The following is a 14,216-nucleotide window of genomic DNA, read 5'->3' on the forward strand; positions in this document are numbered from 1 at the left end:
TGCCTGGCGACACCGACATGCCGCACCCGCACCGTCTCAAACAATCCGTCGTTCAAAAGTAAAGCCCTGTCCTGTCGCCGCGACTTCAACGCCCATGGCCCATTTAGGCTTTCTCTAATCTTTACCGCCTATGGGAAAAGCCATGGACATGGCATCCCATCCATCCTGGGCGAAAACACCGACCGCGCAACAGGACGCGTCGTGGGATGCGCTGGCGCGCGATGCGGCGGAGGCCAACGCCTTTTATGCGCCCGACATGCTGGGCGCTGCGATCCAGCATCTGCCCGGCGGACAGGAAGTCCAACTGATCGAGGCGCGCGACGGGGCCATGCTGATCGGCCTGTTGCCTGTCGCCACGCAATCCCGCCACGGCCGTCTGCCGATCGGATGCGTTGGCAACTGGATGCACGCCCATTGCTTCTTCGGCGCGCCGATGCTGCGGCGCGGGCAGGAGGCCGCAGCGTGGCGCAGTTTTCTGGCGCAACTGGACGCAGCGCCCTGGGCGGGCGGCTTCCTGCATATGGAGGGGCTGGATGCCGCCGGCGCCAATGCCGCCGCGATCGAGGCCGTGTGCGCCGAACAGCGGCGCGGCTGGCGCGAAATCCACCGCTATGAACGGGCGATGCTGCGGTCGGAGCTGAGCGCCGACGCCTATTGGGAAAGCAATGTCCGGTCGAAGAAGCGCAAGGAATTGCGCCGATTGCAGAAGCGGCTGGCGGAGATGGGCGCGGTCGAGACGCGACTGCTGCACGATCCGGCCGACCTGCCCGCATGGTGCGAAAATTTCCTGACACTGGAGGCGTCGGGCTGGAAGGGGCAGGAAGGCACGGCGCTGCGCTGCAAGCCGGAAGAGGCCGCCTTTTTCCGTGCGGCCTGCGCCGCCGCGTGCGACGCGGGACGGTTGCACATGCTGCGCATCGACCTGGATGGCCGGGCGATCGCGATGCTGGCCAATTTCCGCCATGGCAATGGCGCCTTTTCCTTCAAGATCGCCATTGATGAGGCACTGGGGCGCTTTTCCCCCGGCGTGCTGATCGAGATCGCCAATCTGCATGCGGTGCAGGACGATCCGACGATCGGCTGGATGGACAGTTGCGCCGCGCCCGACCATCCGATGATCGACAGCCTGTGGGCCGAAAGGCGCACCATCGTCCAATATCGCATCGCGCTGCGCGGCACGGGGATGGCGCGGCTGCAACGCGCCGCCGCCTTTGCCGCGGCCAATGGCGTGGAAACTCTGGCAAGTTACCTGAAAGGACAGCGATGACCGCGCACGGCACCATCGCGCCGGCGAGCGGCGCAACCTTCCCGCAGGAGGCGCGCGCGATCTTCGCCGCCGCCTATCCCGACCAGTCGACGCGGCTGAGCCATGGGCTGGCCGGCCATTCGCTACTGACGCTGGATGCGCTGGCGACGCTGGCCGAACGGATGCCGGCGGCGTCGGTGGAATATAATCTGGGGAAGCTGCCGCTGGGCGTGCGGCCGGAAGATACGCCGTCCAACGGCCTGACCCTGGGCGAAACGATCCGCACGATCGAGAGCAATGGCAGCTGGGCGGTGCTGAAAAATGTCGAGCGCGACCCGGCCTATGCCGCATTGCTGGACGCAGCGCTGGCCGAACTGGCGCCGATCGTCGCGGACAAGACCGGGCCGATGCTCCACCGCGAAGCCTTCATCTTCCTGTCGTCGCCGGGCAGCGTGACTCCCTTTCACATGGACCCGGAGCATAATATCCTGCTCCAGATCATGGGCGTGAAGACCATGACGGTCTTCCCCGCGCGCGACGAGCAATTGGTGCCGGCGCAGAAGAGCGAGGATTTCCACGGCGGCGGGCATCGCAATCTGGTGTGGCAGGACGGGTTCAAGGCGCATGGCAAAGCGGTGCGGCTGGAGCCGGGCGACGCGATCCATGTGCCGGTCAAGGCGCCGCATTTCGTGGAAAACGGCCCGACCGTGTCGGTCAGCCTGTCGGTGACATGGCGGTCGGAACGCAGCGTGGCCGAAGGCGAACTGCACAGTTTCAACGCCCTGCTGCGCAAGCGCGGCCTGCCGGTGGGGACGGTGAGCGCGCAGCCCGAAAGACAGGGGCTGCGCCGGCTGGTCTATCGCGTCATGCGGAAGCTGGGCGCCTGAGCAGGCGGCGCAGCAGCGCTTCGGCTTCGAGACGCGGACTGAACCGTTCCAGCGTCCACCATTCGAGCGCCTCTTCGCAGGTCGAAAGGCTCTGCTTGTAGCGATCCTTGCCCGCGAGCAGCGAATAGCGGGTGAGGCCGCGCGCCGCATAACGGCCGACGGCGGCGGCGTGGCAGAGCAGGCCGGGCTTGTCCTTTCCGGTGCGCGGCTCGGCAAAGGCGGACTGATAGTTCATCGCCATGCCCCCCTGCACGAAATTGACCAGCAGGCCGACCACGCCGCCGGCATCGCTGAATCGCAGCAGTTCGACCGCGCCGCTGGGCAGGCCGCGGGCGGCGATGGTCGCGACGAACTGGCGGAAGGGCGCGCTGTCCCACGCATTGTCGGCATGACGGCCGCTGTTGAGCGCGGCCATCTCCGCCAGCCAGGGAGCGATGTCGTCCAGCGTGGCGACCGCCACATCGGGCAGCGGGCCGCCATGATCCTTCATCGCGCGGCGAATCTGGCTGCGCGTATTGGCGCTGAGCAGCGAGAGATAATCGCCATTCGCCGCGCGCACGGCATCGAGATCGACCTGATAGACGGGCGAGACGTCGCTGCGGGTGCGGCGGCGCGCCGGCAGGCCGAGCAGCGGCGATTGCGGCGCGATGCCGCTCAATCGCAGCGCGCGCCAATCGCGACGGCGGGCAAGGGCTGGCAGGGCTGCGGCCGTCGCCTCCTCTTCCCGGCCGCTTTCGGCCAGCAGGCCATTATATTCGACATAGGGGCGATCAGCGTCTGCATCGCCCGACTGGTTGAGGCTGAGCGTCGCGATCCGGCCCAGCAGGCGCGGCTGCACGGCATGGCCGACCAGCGCCAGCGCCACATCCCGCCCCTGTTCGTCGGTGACGGCGAGCAGTTCCGGCCGGATGGGATAGCTGTCCAGCCAGGCGCCAACCCAGATCCAGCGCAGGAAGAAGGACGCGTCCGACCGCACCTCCAGCGCCTGCCAGCGCTGCGCCAGTGTCGCCCGGTCGGGCAGCGAGAAGGTTGCGGAGAGCGCCATCGCGCCCCTTGTGGCAGAGCTTCAGGCCGGGTCAAGCGGATCGGGGCGCTACCCCGCAATCCGGCGCGCCGGATCGACCGTGCCGTCCGCCCGCACGCCGGCTCTGGCGAGATCACGGCCGATCTTTCCCGTCAGAAAACGCTGCCACATCACGAAATCGGCGCGCAGCGACCAGAGCGGATAGCGGAAGGTGGCGGGGCGATTGCGCTCTATCAGGCCATGGCCGGCCCAGGCAAAGCCATAGCCCGCAACCGGCAGCGCGACCGCCATCCACCATTGGCCAACGAAGGGCGCCGTCGCCAGCAAGCCGATCACCAGGCTGGTGCCGGCATAGTGGAGCGCGCGCGTGCCGGCGCGCGCATGTTCCTGCAAATAATAGGGCCAGAAATCACGGAATCGCTGCATGCTTCTCACGGCATCCTCTCCGCCGCGATCCTATCCAATCCCTTGATCCATGTTAACCGATATGCGCCCGGCCGTGCGCCCTGTCCGGGGCGTAGAGGAAATAATCATAGGCGGCGCGCGACGCCTCGGCGATGATGCGGTCGCGCGAGACATGACCCTTGCTGTCCTTCATGACGAAGACGACCACGGCAAAGCGGCGACCATCGGGCAGGCGCACCACGCCGACATCATTGCCGACGCCGTTGAGCGATCCGGTCTTGTGCGCCACGGCAGTGCCCGGCGGCAGCATGCCCCGGATCCGCGCCTTGCCGGTTTCGCAATGCGCCATGATGGTGAAGAATCGCTGGGTGCTGGCGGCGGACATGGCCCGCCCTTCTTCATAGGCGGTCATGAGGTCGAGCATCGCCGTAGGCGTGGACGTATCCTCCGGCTCGATCGCGAAGGCGAGGTTGGGCAGGTCGCGGATGTCGCGCACCGCCAGTTGCGGGTTGGCGCGGCGCGCGGCGTCGGCATTCTGGCGGAAAGTGCCGGACTGCGGGTGAATGCCCATGGCGCGATACAGGAGATGCGCGGTGTCGCTGTCGACGCGCAGGCCGGTGACGCCCAGCTTGTTGACGAAGGCGGTGATCGCCTGCGGCCCGCCGGCGCGCGCGACCAGAACGTCGGTCGCATTATTGTCGCTCTTTTGCAGCATCAGTTCCAGCAGCCGGTCGACCGAAAGGCTGGCGCCGGGGCGGGAGAACATCCAGGCGATGCCGCCCTCGCTGGCCAGCGCGGGATCGAGCGCGAGCTTGTCGTCCAACCGCAATGCGCCTGCGTCGATCAGGGAGAAAATGCGGCCGGCCACCGCGACCTTGTAGGCGCTGGCCATGGGGAAGAGCGTGTCGCCATTATAGGACTGCGTCTCGCCAGTCTGAAGATCGCGCACGGCGATGCCGACCGTCCCGTCCGACAATGTCGCGAAGCGGGCAAATTCGGCCAGCAGCTTGGCCTCCGCGCCTTGCTGAAGCAGCGGCTTGGGCGGTGGACCGAAGGCGTCGGCGCCGGGCAAGGGGGCAAGGAACAGGCCAAAGGCGGCAAGCACAGACAGCGAACGGGGAAGCGACATGCCCCCTAGTCGCGGATTGCAGCGGACGAGGCAAGGCCATTAACCGCCTATGGGCGCGTTGACAGGGCTTTGTGGCGCAGGCCATGCAGGGCGCCATGACCGAGACGATCAAGCTGCACGAAAGCTGGCGCGCGCCGCTGGCCGATCAATTCGCCGCGCCGCATATGCAGGCGCTGAAATCCTTCCTTCAGGCGGAGAAGGCGGCGGGCAAGCGGATCTTCCCCAAGGGCAGCGAATATTTCCGCGCGCTGGACCTGACTCCCCTGGATCAGGTGAAGGTCGTGATATTGGGGCAAGACCCCTATCATGGCGAAGGACAGGCGCATGGCCTGTGCTTTTCGGTGCAGCCGGGCGTGCGCACGCCCCCGTCGCTGGTCAACATCTATAAGGAGATGGAGGCCGACCTGGGCATCCCGCGCGCGAATCACGGTTTTCTGGAGCATTGGGCGCAGCAGGGCGTGCTGTTGCTGAACAGCGTGCTGACGGTGGAGATGGCGCGCGCAGCGTCGCATCAGGGCAAGGGATGGGAGCTGTTCACCGACGCGGTGATCCGGCTGGTCGCACAGAAGGAGGAGCCGGTCGTCTTCCTGCTGTGGGGCGCCTATGCCCAGCGCAAGGCCGCTTTCGTCGATCAAAGCCGCCATCTGGTGATCAAATCCGCCCATCCTTCACCGCTGTCGGCGCATAACGGATTTCTGGGATCGCGGCCCTTTTCCAAGGCGAACGCCTTTCTGGAGGAGACGGGCCGGGGCGCGATCGACTGGGCGTTGCCGCCCGGACCTGCGGGCCAGCGCGCCCTGTCGCTATAGCCCGACGATCGCGATCCTGAACGGCGGATAACAGCGTGGTTCAGGATCGGCACAAGCAGGCGATGCCATATCTGCTCCCGACATCGATAACCGGGTCTGAGGAGACAGTGAGATGAACATTCGCAAAGCCTTTCTGGCCACCGCCATGGCCGCCGCCACGCTGACCGCCGTGATCCCTTCGGCATCCTATGCCCGCGACCATGATCGCCGTGGCTATCATCGCGACTATCGCGGGGATCATTATCGCGGTGACTATCGCCGCGGCTATCGCGACGATCGCGGCTATCGCTGCCGCAAGTCTGGCGGCACCACCGGCCTGCTGCTGGGCGGCGTCGCCGGCGCATTGCTGGGCCGGGCGGTAGATACGCGCGGCGACCGTGCGCCGGGCACCATCATCGGCGCGGGCGCGGGTGCACTGGCGGGCCGGGCAATCGACCGCAACAGCAAGTGCTAAACTGATCAAGGACGGGCGGCCTGCCGACAGGGCCGCCCCTTTCCTTTCCGGCCGATCCGGTATCCCCTGTACCCGGAACCCATGGCACCGGAAATGATCGAGGCCCGGTCCCGCTTGCGCGGGCCGGGCCTCATTCCCTCTCCAAACTTGTTCGTCGATCAGCCGTCGTAATCGCCACCGATATTCTGGTTGCGCGGCGGCGCGGCGGCGGTCAGGCGCAGCGCCTCCGCCGACTGGGCGATCGAACCAATCTCGTCCGGGGTATCGTCATCGTCAATCTGCACCTTTTGCAGCGACGCGACGACCGAATCATGCAGATCGGCGGGCAGAACGGTTTCTTCAGCGATTTCACGCAGCGCAACGACCGGATTCTTATCGCGATCGCGGTCGAGCGTCAGCTCGGCGCCGCCGGAAATTTCCCGCGCGCGCTGGGCGGCGAGCAGGACGAGGTCAAAACGGTTGGTAACCTTGTCGACGCAATCTTCGACGGTGACGCGGGCCAAACAGGGCCTCCTGCAAAAACGGAAGGAAAGTCGTGAACTCGCCGCCTAGCAGCGCCTCCGCAAAGAGTCAATAAAAAGGCCATAAAGCCATGGCGCATGCCCGCTAAACGGGGCATGAAGGGCCATGGCGACCGTCCAGCCCGCCCCGCCCCGCCCCCATGGAGAGGATTTGCGCGTCACGCTGGCGGGTAACCGCTTGCACCTGATCACCGAAGGTCCGGCGCTGCGCGAGGCGCTGATCGCCTTGATCGACGGGGCGCGGCTAAGCCTGAAACTTTATTATTATATCTTTGCCGGCGATGGCAGCGGGACGATGGTTCGCGATGCGCTGATCGCGGCGCGCGCGCGCGGGGTCGCCGTGACGCTGATGGTCGACGGGTTTGGATCATCGGATACGCCCGACAGCTTCTTTGCCCCGCTGATCGAGGCGGGCGGGCATTTCAACCGCTTTGGCACGCGGCGATCGACCCGCTACCTGATTCGCAACCACCAGAAGATGGCGATCGCCGATGACGCCCGGCTGCTGATCGGCGGCTTCAATGTCGAGGACGGCTATTTCGGCATACCCGCCGACGATTGCTGGCGCGACATCGGCCTGTGGATCGAGGGCGATCAGGTGGAGGCGATGAGCCGCTGGTACGGCCAGCTATGGCGATGGGTGTCGACCAAAGGCCAGCGGTTCCGCACGTTGCGCCATATGGTGCGGCAATGGCATCCCATGGCGCATCATGATCCTGCCGAACCCTTTCGCTGGCTGATCGGCGGGCCTACCCGACGGCTAAGTCCCTGGGCGCAGGTGGTGAAGCATGATCTGGAACAGGCGCAGCGGGTTGACATGATCGCCGCCTATTTCTCGCCCGGTCGCGGCATGCTGAAGCGGATCGCGCGGGCGGCGCGGCGATCGGGCGCGCGCATCATCCTGCCGGCAAAGTCCGATAATGGCGCGACGATCGCGGCGGCGCGGCTGCTCTATGGCCCCCTGTTGCGGCGGGGCGTGGAGATTTACGAATATCAGCCATGCAAGCTGCACATGAAGCTGATCGTGATCGATGATGCGGTGTTCATCGGCTCAGCCAATTTCGACATGCGCAGCCTGTTCCTCAATCTGGAGCTGATGCTGCGGGTGGAGGATCGGGATTTCGCGACGGCCATGCGCGCCTTCATAACGAAGGAGGCAGGGCGGAGCCGGGCGATCAGCCTGGAAGCGCATCGCGCCAGCCGCGCCTTCCTGACCCTGTTGAAACAGGGGATCAGCTATCTGCTGGTCGGCGTGCTGGATTATACGGTGACGCGGCGACTGAACTTCCGCGATCCCGATGCGGACTGAGGGGAAGGCAAGCCCCTCCCCTCTATCCAGATTTAGAGCATTTTCGAAGCAGATGGCATCATCTGCTGGCTCGGAAAATGCGGAAAACAAAAGATAAGTAGAGCGTGGTCCGGTTCAGAATGAACGGATTATGCTCTAGCGGCCATTGTCGGTCAGGACGCGCACCTGCCCGACCGGATAGCCCTTTTCGGTCATTTCCTTGGCATAATCGCCGCGAGCGTCGGCCAGTTCGGCGCGATATTCGTCCCAGGCGTCGCGATTATCCTCCGCATCGGACGAATGGCGCAAATCCTTGGTCAGTTCCTTGCGCGCTTCGGCAAGATCGGTCTGATAATTGAACCAATAGTCGTTTTCGACCCCGGCGATCGGCGCGGGATAGACCAGCTGATCCTCGACCCTGGCAAGTTGTTCCTCATAGCTGACGACCGGGCCTTGGGCGAAAGCGGCCGCAGGGGCTGCACTCAAAAGCGCGGCGGCCAGAAGCTTCGAACGGATCATGGGTTCTCTCCTTCCTGCTATTTAAGAACCATATGCCTCCACAACGCGCCGACCCCGGCGCTTTGCGCCTGAACGGATGTGCAGAATGGACGAAGCGCACGGGGAGAGCGACGGAACGAGCCGCAGAAAATCCCGAAATTCCCGACTTTATAAAGTCAAGGCAAAGGGTTACCGGATCAGCGCACGATCAGGTAGAAAGCCACGGGTTCCGGGCCGCCATTGGCGATGACGATGTCATAGCGATCCGTGAACAAAGGCAACCAGGCGCAATCGGCCTGCGGGCCGCCGACCGCCTTGGCGCACAGGGTGCTGCCTTCGGCATCCTGCACCCGGATCGACAGGCGGGGCGCATGCCCCGACGGGGCGAGCGATATTTGCGCGCGCTGCCCGGCCAGAAACAGCTGACGCATGGTGACGCTGCCGCCGGCATCGAGCGATCCCTTGCGATAGGCCGGTCCCAATGCCCGCCCGCGAAAGGCGAAGGCCGGCTCGGTCCGGCCGTGCGCGCCGGCTTCCCGCGTCCAGACCGCAGCCAGATCCTCCTGCCCTTCGGCCGGCTGCGCGCCCAGCAGCTTGAGCTGCTGCGCGCTGTCCAGCAGCAACGCGCCATTGCCGGTCGCACGGGCGGCGTCCCCCGCCATCAGCAGCCGCAGCACCGGATCGTCGGGCAAATGATCAGCGCCGGGCGCAGCCGGCGCAGCGGCAAGCATCAATGCAGGCACAAGCAGCCTAATCATCACGGTCCTCCGGCTGAATAACGAAGCGCGCACCGGGCGCGGCGTCATCCACATGCAACGAAAGCGCATGGCGCTCCGCAATCGCCCTGGCAAGCGACAGGCCAAGGCCATGCCCCCCGCCCCGCGCGCCGTCAAGCCGGACATAGCGTTCGAACACGCGCTCCCGATCGACGCATGGAATGCCCGGACCATCATCCTGCACGACGATGCGGGGACCGGGCGACAGCTCCAGCAGGACGGACCCGCCGCTCGGCACATATTTGAACGCATTGTCGAGCAGATTGGACATGACCCGCGTCATCTGCATCGGATCGGCGCGAAAATGTACGCCCGGTGCGATCCGCGCATGGAAGCCGATGCCCAGTTCCTCCGCGCTGGCGCCGTAGAGATCAGCCAGACTTTCGGCAATATCGCTAAGGTTGACATCGGCCAGGCCGCGCGGATCGCCGCGCATCGCCTGCGTGCTGGCAATATCGAGCAGCGAATCGAGCAACCGCACGACGCCGCGAATTTCACCGCGCGACTGTTCCAGCGTGCGCAGCAGCGCATCGTCGGTTGTGCTTTCCATCGCCTTGAGGATGCGCGTGTCGAGATGCATCAGCGGCGTGCGAATCTCATGCGCGGTCTGGTCCGACACGGCGCGCTGCGCCTCCACCAGCCGCTCCAGCTGGTTGAGCATGGCGTTGGTGTTGGCCGCCAGTTCGGCCAGTTCGTCGCTGTCCCCAGCGCCAGGCGCCCGCGCCGCGATCCGCCCTGCGCGCACCGCATCGAAAGTGGCGTTGACCACGCCGACCCGTGCGCGCAGGCGACGAGCCGCCAAATGGCCTGCAATCAGGCTGAGCAGCGCAATGCCTGCGCCAGCGACGGAAAACGCCACCGCCAGCCGGGTCAGCAACGCCTCCCCCCGATAATTGCTGCGCCCCACGAGCAGCTTTGCGCGCGGGCCCAATTGGGTGGCGCGGCCGAACATGCGATCACCATCGGGCAGGTCGACAAAGCGGGCTTCGGACACTTCCGGCGCGATCGAAGGCCATTGTTCGAGATTGCCCGCCAGCCGCCGGCCATTGGCGTCGGCCAGCATGTACCAGCTGCGCTCGCCATCCTCGCGGCTGACCGCGAGCCGATCGCCGATGCGGTCCTTCAGTTCGGCGTCGCCGCCGCTGACATAGATGTCGGCCAGACCGGCGAGATCGGTATCGACCTCCCGCCCGAGCATCGCCCGGCCGTCATCCTCGACAATCTTCTGCACCACCAGAAACAGCGCCAGAGTCGACAACAGGCTGACAAGAAGCGCGGAAAGCGTAACCCGTCCAAAGACCGACCGGAGCAGGTCCGGTCTAGGCAAGACCGGCGCCAGTTGCTGCAATCAGCCGATAGCCGGTGCCCCAGACGGTTTCCAGCACCGGGCTGTCAAACCCTTCCTCCAGCTTGCGGCGCAGGCGGCCGACATTGACGTCGACGACGTTGGTCTGCGGATCGAAGCTGAGCTTCCAGACATGGCGGAGCAGCATTTCGCGCGTCACCACTTCGCCGGCATGGTCCATCAGATAGCGGAACAGTTCAAACTCCTTGGGCGACAGCGGCAGGTGCCGCCCCTGCCGAAAGGCGGTGCGCGCCTTCACATGGCATTCCAGATCGCCGAACAGCAGCACCGGATCATGATTGCCGCCGCGGTTGGCGCGCCGCCAGAGGGCGCGGACGCGCGCCACCAGTTCATCGGGTTCGAACGGTTTGGCGAGATAATCGTCGACGCCGCTTTCCAGCCCCTCGACCCGATGTTCGCTGCGGCCAAGGGCAGAAAGCATCAGCACCGGCGCGCCGACCCCCGCGACGCGCAACCGGGTGACAATGTCAATGCCGGTCAGGTGCGGCAGCATGCGATCCAGAATGATGACATCATGGCTGCCCCCGCCCGCGCGTTGCAGGCCGATCGCGCCATCCGCCGCCTGTTCGACATTGATGCCCGCGCCGGTCAGGATAGCGGCAATGTTGGCGCGCGCGGCATCATCATCCTCTACCAGCAAGACGCTAATCTGATCGCTCTGCCCCATAATTCCACCGCCTTAGCCATAACGACAAAGGCCGCCAGTGACAAAGGCTGTTAGCCCGTCGCTGGCGGCCGCCGGAGGATTGCGACCCATTTATGGAATAGTTCAGACCTTCAGGCCGGCCCGCAGCATCAGTGCGCCGATGATCAGCAGATAGACGCCGAAAATCTTCTTGAGCGGACCGGCCGGCAGGCTGTGCGCTGCGGCCACGCCCAGCGGCGCGGTGAGCATCGACATGGAGGCGATCGCCAGCGTGGCGGGGATGTTGATATAGCCCAGCGACCCCCAGGGCAGGCCGCCTTCCTTCAGGCCGATGATGGCAAAGCCGATGGTGGTCGGGATGGCGATCAGCGTGCCGATGCCCGAAGCCGTCGCAATGGCGCGGTGGATGGTGCGGCCGCACAGCGTCATCACCATGATGGCGATGGTGCCGCCGCCAATGCCCAGCAGCGAGGAGAAGGTGCCAAGGCCGCCGGCAATGCCCATGCGCACGATGCCCGAGGGCATGGTGTCGCTCAGCACCTTGCCGCTGACCTTGGGCAGCAGGAAGTTGAGCGACATGAGGATGACGCCGCCGCCGAAGATCATCTTGAGCGTGGTGCCATCGACATGGCTGGCGAGCAGCACGCCCGCGCCGCAGCCCAATATGATCCAGGGCGCCCAGGTTTTGAGCACTTCAAACTCCACCGCGCCGCGTTTGGCATGGGCCAGCAACGACCGGATCGAGGTGACGATGATGGTCGCGGCCGACGTGCCGATCGCGACATGGGCGATGGCGTCCTTGGTCCCGCCCAGCAGCGGCAGCACGACAAGCAGGGCCGGCACGACGACGAAACCGCCGCCAATGCCGAAAATACCAGCGGCAAAGCCGGCAAGCAGGCCAGCGGCCAGCATGGCGATGAGCGGCACCAGCCAGGTCATGACATCACCGGACATCAGCACGCCCCTTTCAGCACAATGCGCCCAGCGCGCATGTTGCGGCGATCGCCTTTGCGGATCAAGGCGGCGAATGTGGGAATATCGACCATGACGTTAAACCATGCCTCTCTTCGGCGAAACCAGGATGCATGGGGGGCATGTGGTCATGTCCCCCTTGCCGACCTAGACGAACGGGGGGCAGGAACCCGCAAGCCCTTCTCCCAAAGTCGGACGCGATCGGGAAACAATGCCAGGAAATAATGTCGGGAAACACTGGGCCGACAGCCGCAAAAATGGCGCAAAAATTGGCGCAAAATAAAAGGCGCCAGCATCAAGGGACCCTGGCGCCTTTATTGTCCGGCGCCTGTCGGGACGCCGGGAAACCGGAAATGGGCCGATCAGGCGATCGCCTCTTCGGCAGGGGTGTAGGGCAGGCCCAGATCGTCGGCGACGGCGCGATACGTCACCTTGCCGTCCCACACGTTCAGCCCTTCGCGCAGATGCGGGTCGCGGCGCAGCGCTTCCTTCCAGCCCAGTTCCGCGATGCGCAGCGCATGGGGCAGCGTCACATTGTTGAGCGCATAGGTGCTGGTGCGCGCGACCGCGCCCGGCATGTTGGCGACGCAATAATGCACGACGCCATCGACGATATAGGTCGGTTCCGCATGTGTGGTGGCATGGCTGGTTTCGAAACATCCGCCCTGGTCGATCGCGACATCGACCAGCACCGCGCCCTTCTTCATGGTCTTGAGCATGTCGGCGCTGACCAACTTGGGCGCGGCCGCACCGGGGATCAGCACCGCGCCGACCACCAGATCCGCCTCAGCCACGCATTCGGCCAGGTTCGCGCGATTGGAGAAGCGGGTCTTGGCCCGCGCCTCGAAATACATGCCCAGCTTTTCGAGCACTTCGGGGCTGCGATCGAGGATGGTGACATCCGCGCCCAGACCCGCCGCCATCTGCGCCGCGTTGAAGCCGACGACGCCGCCGCCGATCACCGCCACCTTGGCGGGCAGCACGCCCGGCACGCCGCCCAGCAGCACGCCGCGGCCGCCATGCGCCTTTTCAAGCGCGGTCGCGCCCGCCTGAATCGCCATGCGGCCGGCAACCTGGCTCATGGGCTTCAGCAACGGCAGGCCGCCTGATGCGTCGGTCACGGTTTCATAAGCGATGCAGGTCGCGCCGCTGGCGATCAGATCGCGCGTCTGATCGGGATCGGGCGCGAGATGCAGATAGGTGTAGAGAATCTGTCCGGGGCGCAGCATGGCGCGCTCGGCGGCTTGCGGTTCCTTCACCTTCACGACCATCTCCGCCGTGGCGAAGATTTCGGCGGCGGTGGCGACGATGTCCGCGCCCGCTTTTTCATAAAACGCATCGCTGGCGCCAATGCCTTCGCCAGCGCCCGTTTCCACCAGCACGCGATGGCCATGGGCGGTCAGTTCGTGGACGCTCTCAGGCGTCAGGCCAACGCGATATTCGTGATTCTTGATCTCTTTGACAGTGCCGACGATCATCATGACTCTCCGAAAAGTCAGGCGTGCGCACGGCACGCCCTTATGCCGCACATCATAGCGCGGGCCGGGCTGCGAATGTTCCCTGATTTTGGACATTGGACCGACGGGATCAGGATGCTATCCTGAAAAGAAGCAATTTTACGGGATTTTGTTGCATGGATCGATTTGATGTCGCGATCCTGGAGGCGTTGCAGAAGGATTCGCAACGATCTATGCAGGAACTGAGCGAGCTGATCGGCTTGTCCGCCTCCGCCTGCCACCGGCGGATCAAGGCGCTGGAGGATGGCGGGATGATCGCCGGCTATGCCGCCCGGCTCGATCCGACCGCGCTGGGCCTTGACCTCCACGCCTTTGTCGAAATTTCGCTGACCAGCCAGAGCCATGAGACGATGGATCGGTTCGAGGCGGCCGTCGCCGACTTCCCCGAAATACTGGAATGTCATCTGATGGCGGGACAGGCCGACTATCTGCTGCGCGTGGCGGCCGCCGACCTCAAAGGCTTCGATGCGGTGCATCGCGACTGCCTCGCGCGGTTGCCCGGCGTCTCGGCCATCCGCACCAGCTTCGCCATCCGCCGCATCCGCGACTGGCGCGGCTATCGGCTGCGGGGAATCGGAAACTGACAATTCGTCTGGCACATGCGCCGGCGACGCTCGACCTCTCTCTATCCCGGCGCTACGGCCATGACCTGTCCTACGGGATCGTCCTCTTCTATCC

At 65.2% G+C, this 14,216-nt stretch carries 16 protein-coding genes; 6 read left to right on the forward strand and 10 right to left on the reverse strand.

The features are described 5' to 3' along the window. Positions 1–142 precede the first annotated feature (142 nt). Entirely contained in the window at positions 143–1,267 is a 1,125-nt protein-coding gene (locus ACFOKF_RS16260; protein ID WP_380796957.1) for a GNAT family N-acetyltransferase, read from the forward strand. Further along, positions 1,264–2,133 (forward strand): cupin-like domain-containing protein, encoded by an 870-nt coding sequence (locus ACFOKF_RS16265; RefSeq protein WP_380796959.1) that lies wholly within the window; start codon positions 1,264–1,266, stop codon positions 2,131–2,133. The genes ACFOKF_RS16260 and ACFOKF_RS16265 overlap by 4 nt, the downstream gene beginning before the upstream one ends. Here the strand turns inward: ACFOKF_RS16265 and ACFOKF_RS16270 are convergent. The 3 genes from ACFOKF_RS16270 to bla are packed head-to-tail and all read right to left on the reverse strand — an operon-like array spanning position 2,111 to position 4,691. Beyond that, the gene (locus ACFOKF_RS16270) at positions 2,111–3,178 is read right to left on the reverse strand and encodes a GNAT family N-acetyltransferase (protein WP_380796960.1); all 1,068 of its coding nucleotides are present in this window, start codon (positions 3,176–3,178) and stop codon (positions 2,111–2,113) included. The genes ACFOKF_RS16265 and ACFOKF_RS16270 overlap by 23 nt on opposite strands. 48 nt (positions 3,179–3,226) lie before the next feature. Next, positions 3,227–3,583: an Mpo1-like protein gene (locus tag ACFOKF_RS16275; protein WP_380796962.1), complete on the reverse strand. Its 357-nt coding sequence runs from the start codon at positions 3,581–3,583 to the stop codon at positions 3,227–3,229. 52 nt (positions 3,584–3,635) lie between these two features. Continuing rightward, the gene (gene bla / locus ACFOKF_RS16280) at positions 3,636–4,691 is read right to left on the reverse strand and encodes a class A beta-lactamase (protein ID WP_380796963.1); all 1,056 of its coding nucleotides are present in this window, start codon (positions 4,689–4,691) and stop codon (positions 3,636–3,638) included. Between the two features lie 95 nt (positions 4,692–4,786). Between bla and ung the strand changes: the two genes are divergently transcribed. Next, positions 4,787–5,500, forward strand: coding sequence for a uracil-DNA glycosylase (gene ung, locus ACFOKF_RS16285; protein WP_380796965.1), 714 nt, complete (start codon positions 4,787–4,789; stop codon positions 5,498–5,500). 112 nt (positions 5,501–5,612) lie between these two features. Beyond that, positions 5,613–5,954: a glycine zipper 2TM domain-containing protein gene (locus ACFOKF_RS16290; protein WP_298401008.1), complete on the forward strand. Its 342-nt coding sequence runs from the start codon at positions 5,613–5,615 to the stop codon at positions 5,952–5,954. A 158-nt stretch (positions 5,955–6,112) separates the two neighbouring features. Here ACFOKF_RS16290 and rpoZ read toward each other — a convergent pair whose 3' ends face one another. Then, positions 6,113–6,457, reverse strand: a complete 345-nt coding sequence (rpoZ, locus tag ACFOKF_RS16295) for a DNA-directed RNA polymerase subunit omega (RefSeq protein ID WP_007708529.1) — start codon at positions 6,455–6,457, stop codon at positions 6,113–6,115. Between the two features lie 124 nt (positions 6,458–6,581). Between rpoZ and ACFOKF_RS16300 the strand changes: the two genes are divergently transcribed. Continuing rightward, positions 6,582–7,784, forward strand: coding sequence for a phospholipase D-like domain-containing protein (locus tag ACFOKF_RS16300; protein ID WP_380796966.1), 1,203 nt, complete (start codon positions 6,582–6,584; stop codon positions 7,782–7,784). A gap of 135 nt (positions 7,785–7,919) precedes the next feature. Here ACFOKF_RS16300 and ACFOKF_RS16305 read toward each other — a convergent pair whose 3' ends face one another. The 6 genes from ACFOKF_RS16305 to ald form a co-directional block, all read right to left on the reverse strand. Further along, entirely contained in the window at positions 7,920–8,282 is a 363-nt protein-coding gene (locus ACFOKF_RS16305) for a hypothetical protein (RefSeq protein ID WP_380796967.1), read from the reverse strand. Between the two features lie 176 nt (positions 8,283–8,458). Continuing rightward, positions 8,459–9,019, reverse strand: a complete 561-nt coding sequence (locus ACFOKF_RS16310; protein WP_380796969.1) for a hypothetical protein — start codon at positions 9,017–9,019, stop codon at positions 8,459–8,461. Continuing rightward, positions 9,012–10,364, reverse strand: a complete 1,353-nt coding sequence (locus ACFOKF_RS16315) for a sensor histidine kinase (protein ID WP_380796970.1) — start codon at positions 10,362–10,364, stop codon at positions 9,012–9,014. The genes ACFOKF_RS16310 and ACFOKF_RS16315 overlap by 8 nt, the downstream gene beginning before the upstream one ends. Further along, positions 10,357–11,070 carry a response regulator transcription factor gene (locus tag ACFOKF_RS16320; protein ID WP_380796971.1) on the reverse strand — a complete coding sequence of 238 codons (714 nt, stop codon included), beginning with the start codon at positions 11,068–11,070 and terminating at the stop codon, positions 10,357–10,359. Before ACFOKF_RS16320 ends, ACFOKF_RS16315 begins: the two co-directional genes overlap by 8 nt. Before the next feature lie 102 nt (positions 11,071–11,172). Beyond that, a complete protein-coding gene (locus ACFOKF_RS16325; protein ID WP_380796972.1) occupies positions 11,173–12,003 on the reverse strand; it encodes a sulfite exporter TauE/SafE family protein in 831 nt (276 codons plus the stop codon). 380 nt (positions 12,004–12,383) lie between these two features. Next, positions 12,384–13,499, reverse strand: a complete 1,116-nt coding sequence (ald, locus tag ACFOKF_RS16330; protein WP_380797841.1) for an alanine dehydrogenase — start codon at positions 13,497–13,499, stop codon at positions 12,384–12,386. A 155-nt stretch (positions 13,500–13,654) separates the two neighbouring features. Between ald and ACFOKF_RS16335 the strand changes: the two genes are divergently transcribed. Next, a complete protein-coding gene (locus tag ACFOKF_RS16335; RefSeq protein WP_380796973.1) occupies positions 13,655–14,122 on the forward strand; it encodes an Lrp/AsnC family transcriptional regulator in 468 nt (155 codons plus the stop codon). Positions 14,123–14,216 lie beyond the last annotated feature (94 nt).

It is taken from the genome of Sphingobium rhizovicinum, from assembly GCF_042647625.1.
Lineage (GTDB): Bacteria > Pseudomonadota > Alphaproteobacteria > Sphingomonadales > Sphingomonadaceae > Sphingobium > Sphingobium rhizovicinum.

Excerpts from the sequence above, each read along its gene's own strand:
- ACFOKF_RS16275 (WP_380796962.1), bottom strand. The coding sequence starts at position 3,583 with ATGCAGCGATTCCGTGATTTCTGGCCCTATTATTTGCAGGAACATGCG.
- ACFOKF_RS16305 (WP_380796967.1), bottom strand. The coding sequence starts at position 8,282 with ATGATCCGTTCGAAGCTTCTGGCCGCCGCGCTTTTGAGTGCAGCCCCT.
- bla (WP_380796963.1), bottom strand. The coding sequence starts at position 4,691 with ATGTCGCTTCCCCGTTCGCTGTCTGTGCTTGCCGCCTTTGGCCTGTTC.
- ACFOKF_RS16300 (WP_380796966.1), top strand. The coding sequence starts at position 6,582 with ATGGCGACCGTCCAGCCCGCCCCGCCCCGCCCCCATGGAGAGGATTTG.
- ACFOKF_RS16260 (WP_380796957.1), top strand. The coding sequence starts at position 143 with ATGGACATGGCATCCCATCCATCCTGGGCGAAAACACCGACCGCGCAA.
- ACFOKF_RS16320 (WP_380796971.1), bottom strand. The coding sequence starts at position 11,070 with ATGGGGCAGAGCGATCAGATTAGCGTCTTGCTGGTAGAGGATGATGAT.
- ung (WP_380796965.1), top strand. The coding sequence starts at position 4,787 with ATGACCGAGACGATCAAGCTGCACGAAAGCTGGCGCGCGCCGCTGGCC.
- ACFOKF_RS16325 (WP_380796972.1), bottom strand. The coding sequence starts at position 12,003 with ATGTCCGGTGATGTCATGACCTGGCTGGTGCCGCTCATCGCCATGCTG.
- ACFOKF_RS16265 (WP_380796959.1), top strand. The coding sequence starts at position 1,264 with ATGACCGCGCACGGCACCATCGCGCCGGCGAGCGGCGCAACCTTCCCG.
- ACFOKF_RS16335 (WP_380796973.1), top strand. The coding sequence starts at position 13,655 with ATGGATCGATTTGATGTCGCGATCCTGGAGGCGTTGCAGAAGGATTCG.
- ACFOKF_RS16290 (WP_298401008.1), top strand. The coding sequence starts at position 5,613 with ATGAACATTCGCAAAGCCTTTCTGGCCACCGCCATGGCCGCCGCCACG.
- ACFOKF_RS16310 (WP_380796969.1), bottom strand. The coding sequence starts at position 9,019 with ATGATTAGGCTGCTTGTGCCTGCATTGATGCTTGCCGCTGCGCCGGCT.
- ACFOKF_RS16270 (WP_380796960.1), bottom strand. The coding sequence starts at position 3,178 with ATGGCGCTCTCCGCAACCTTCTCGCTGCCCGACCGGGCGACACTGGCG.
- ald (WP_380797841.1), bottom strand. The coding sequence starts at position 13,499 with ATGATCGTCGGCACTGTCAAAGAGATCAAGAATCACGAATATCGCGTT.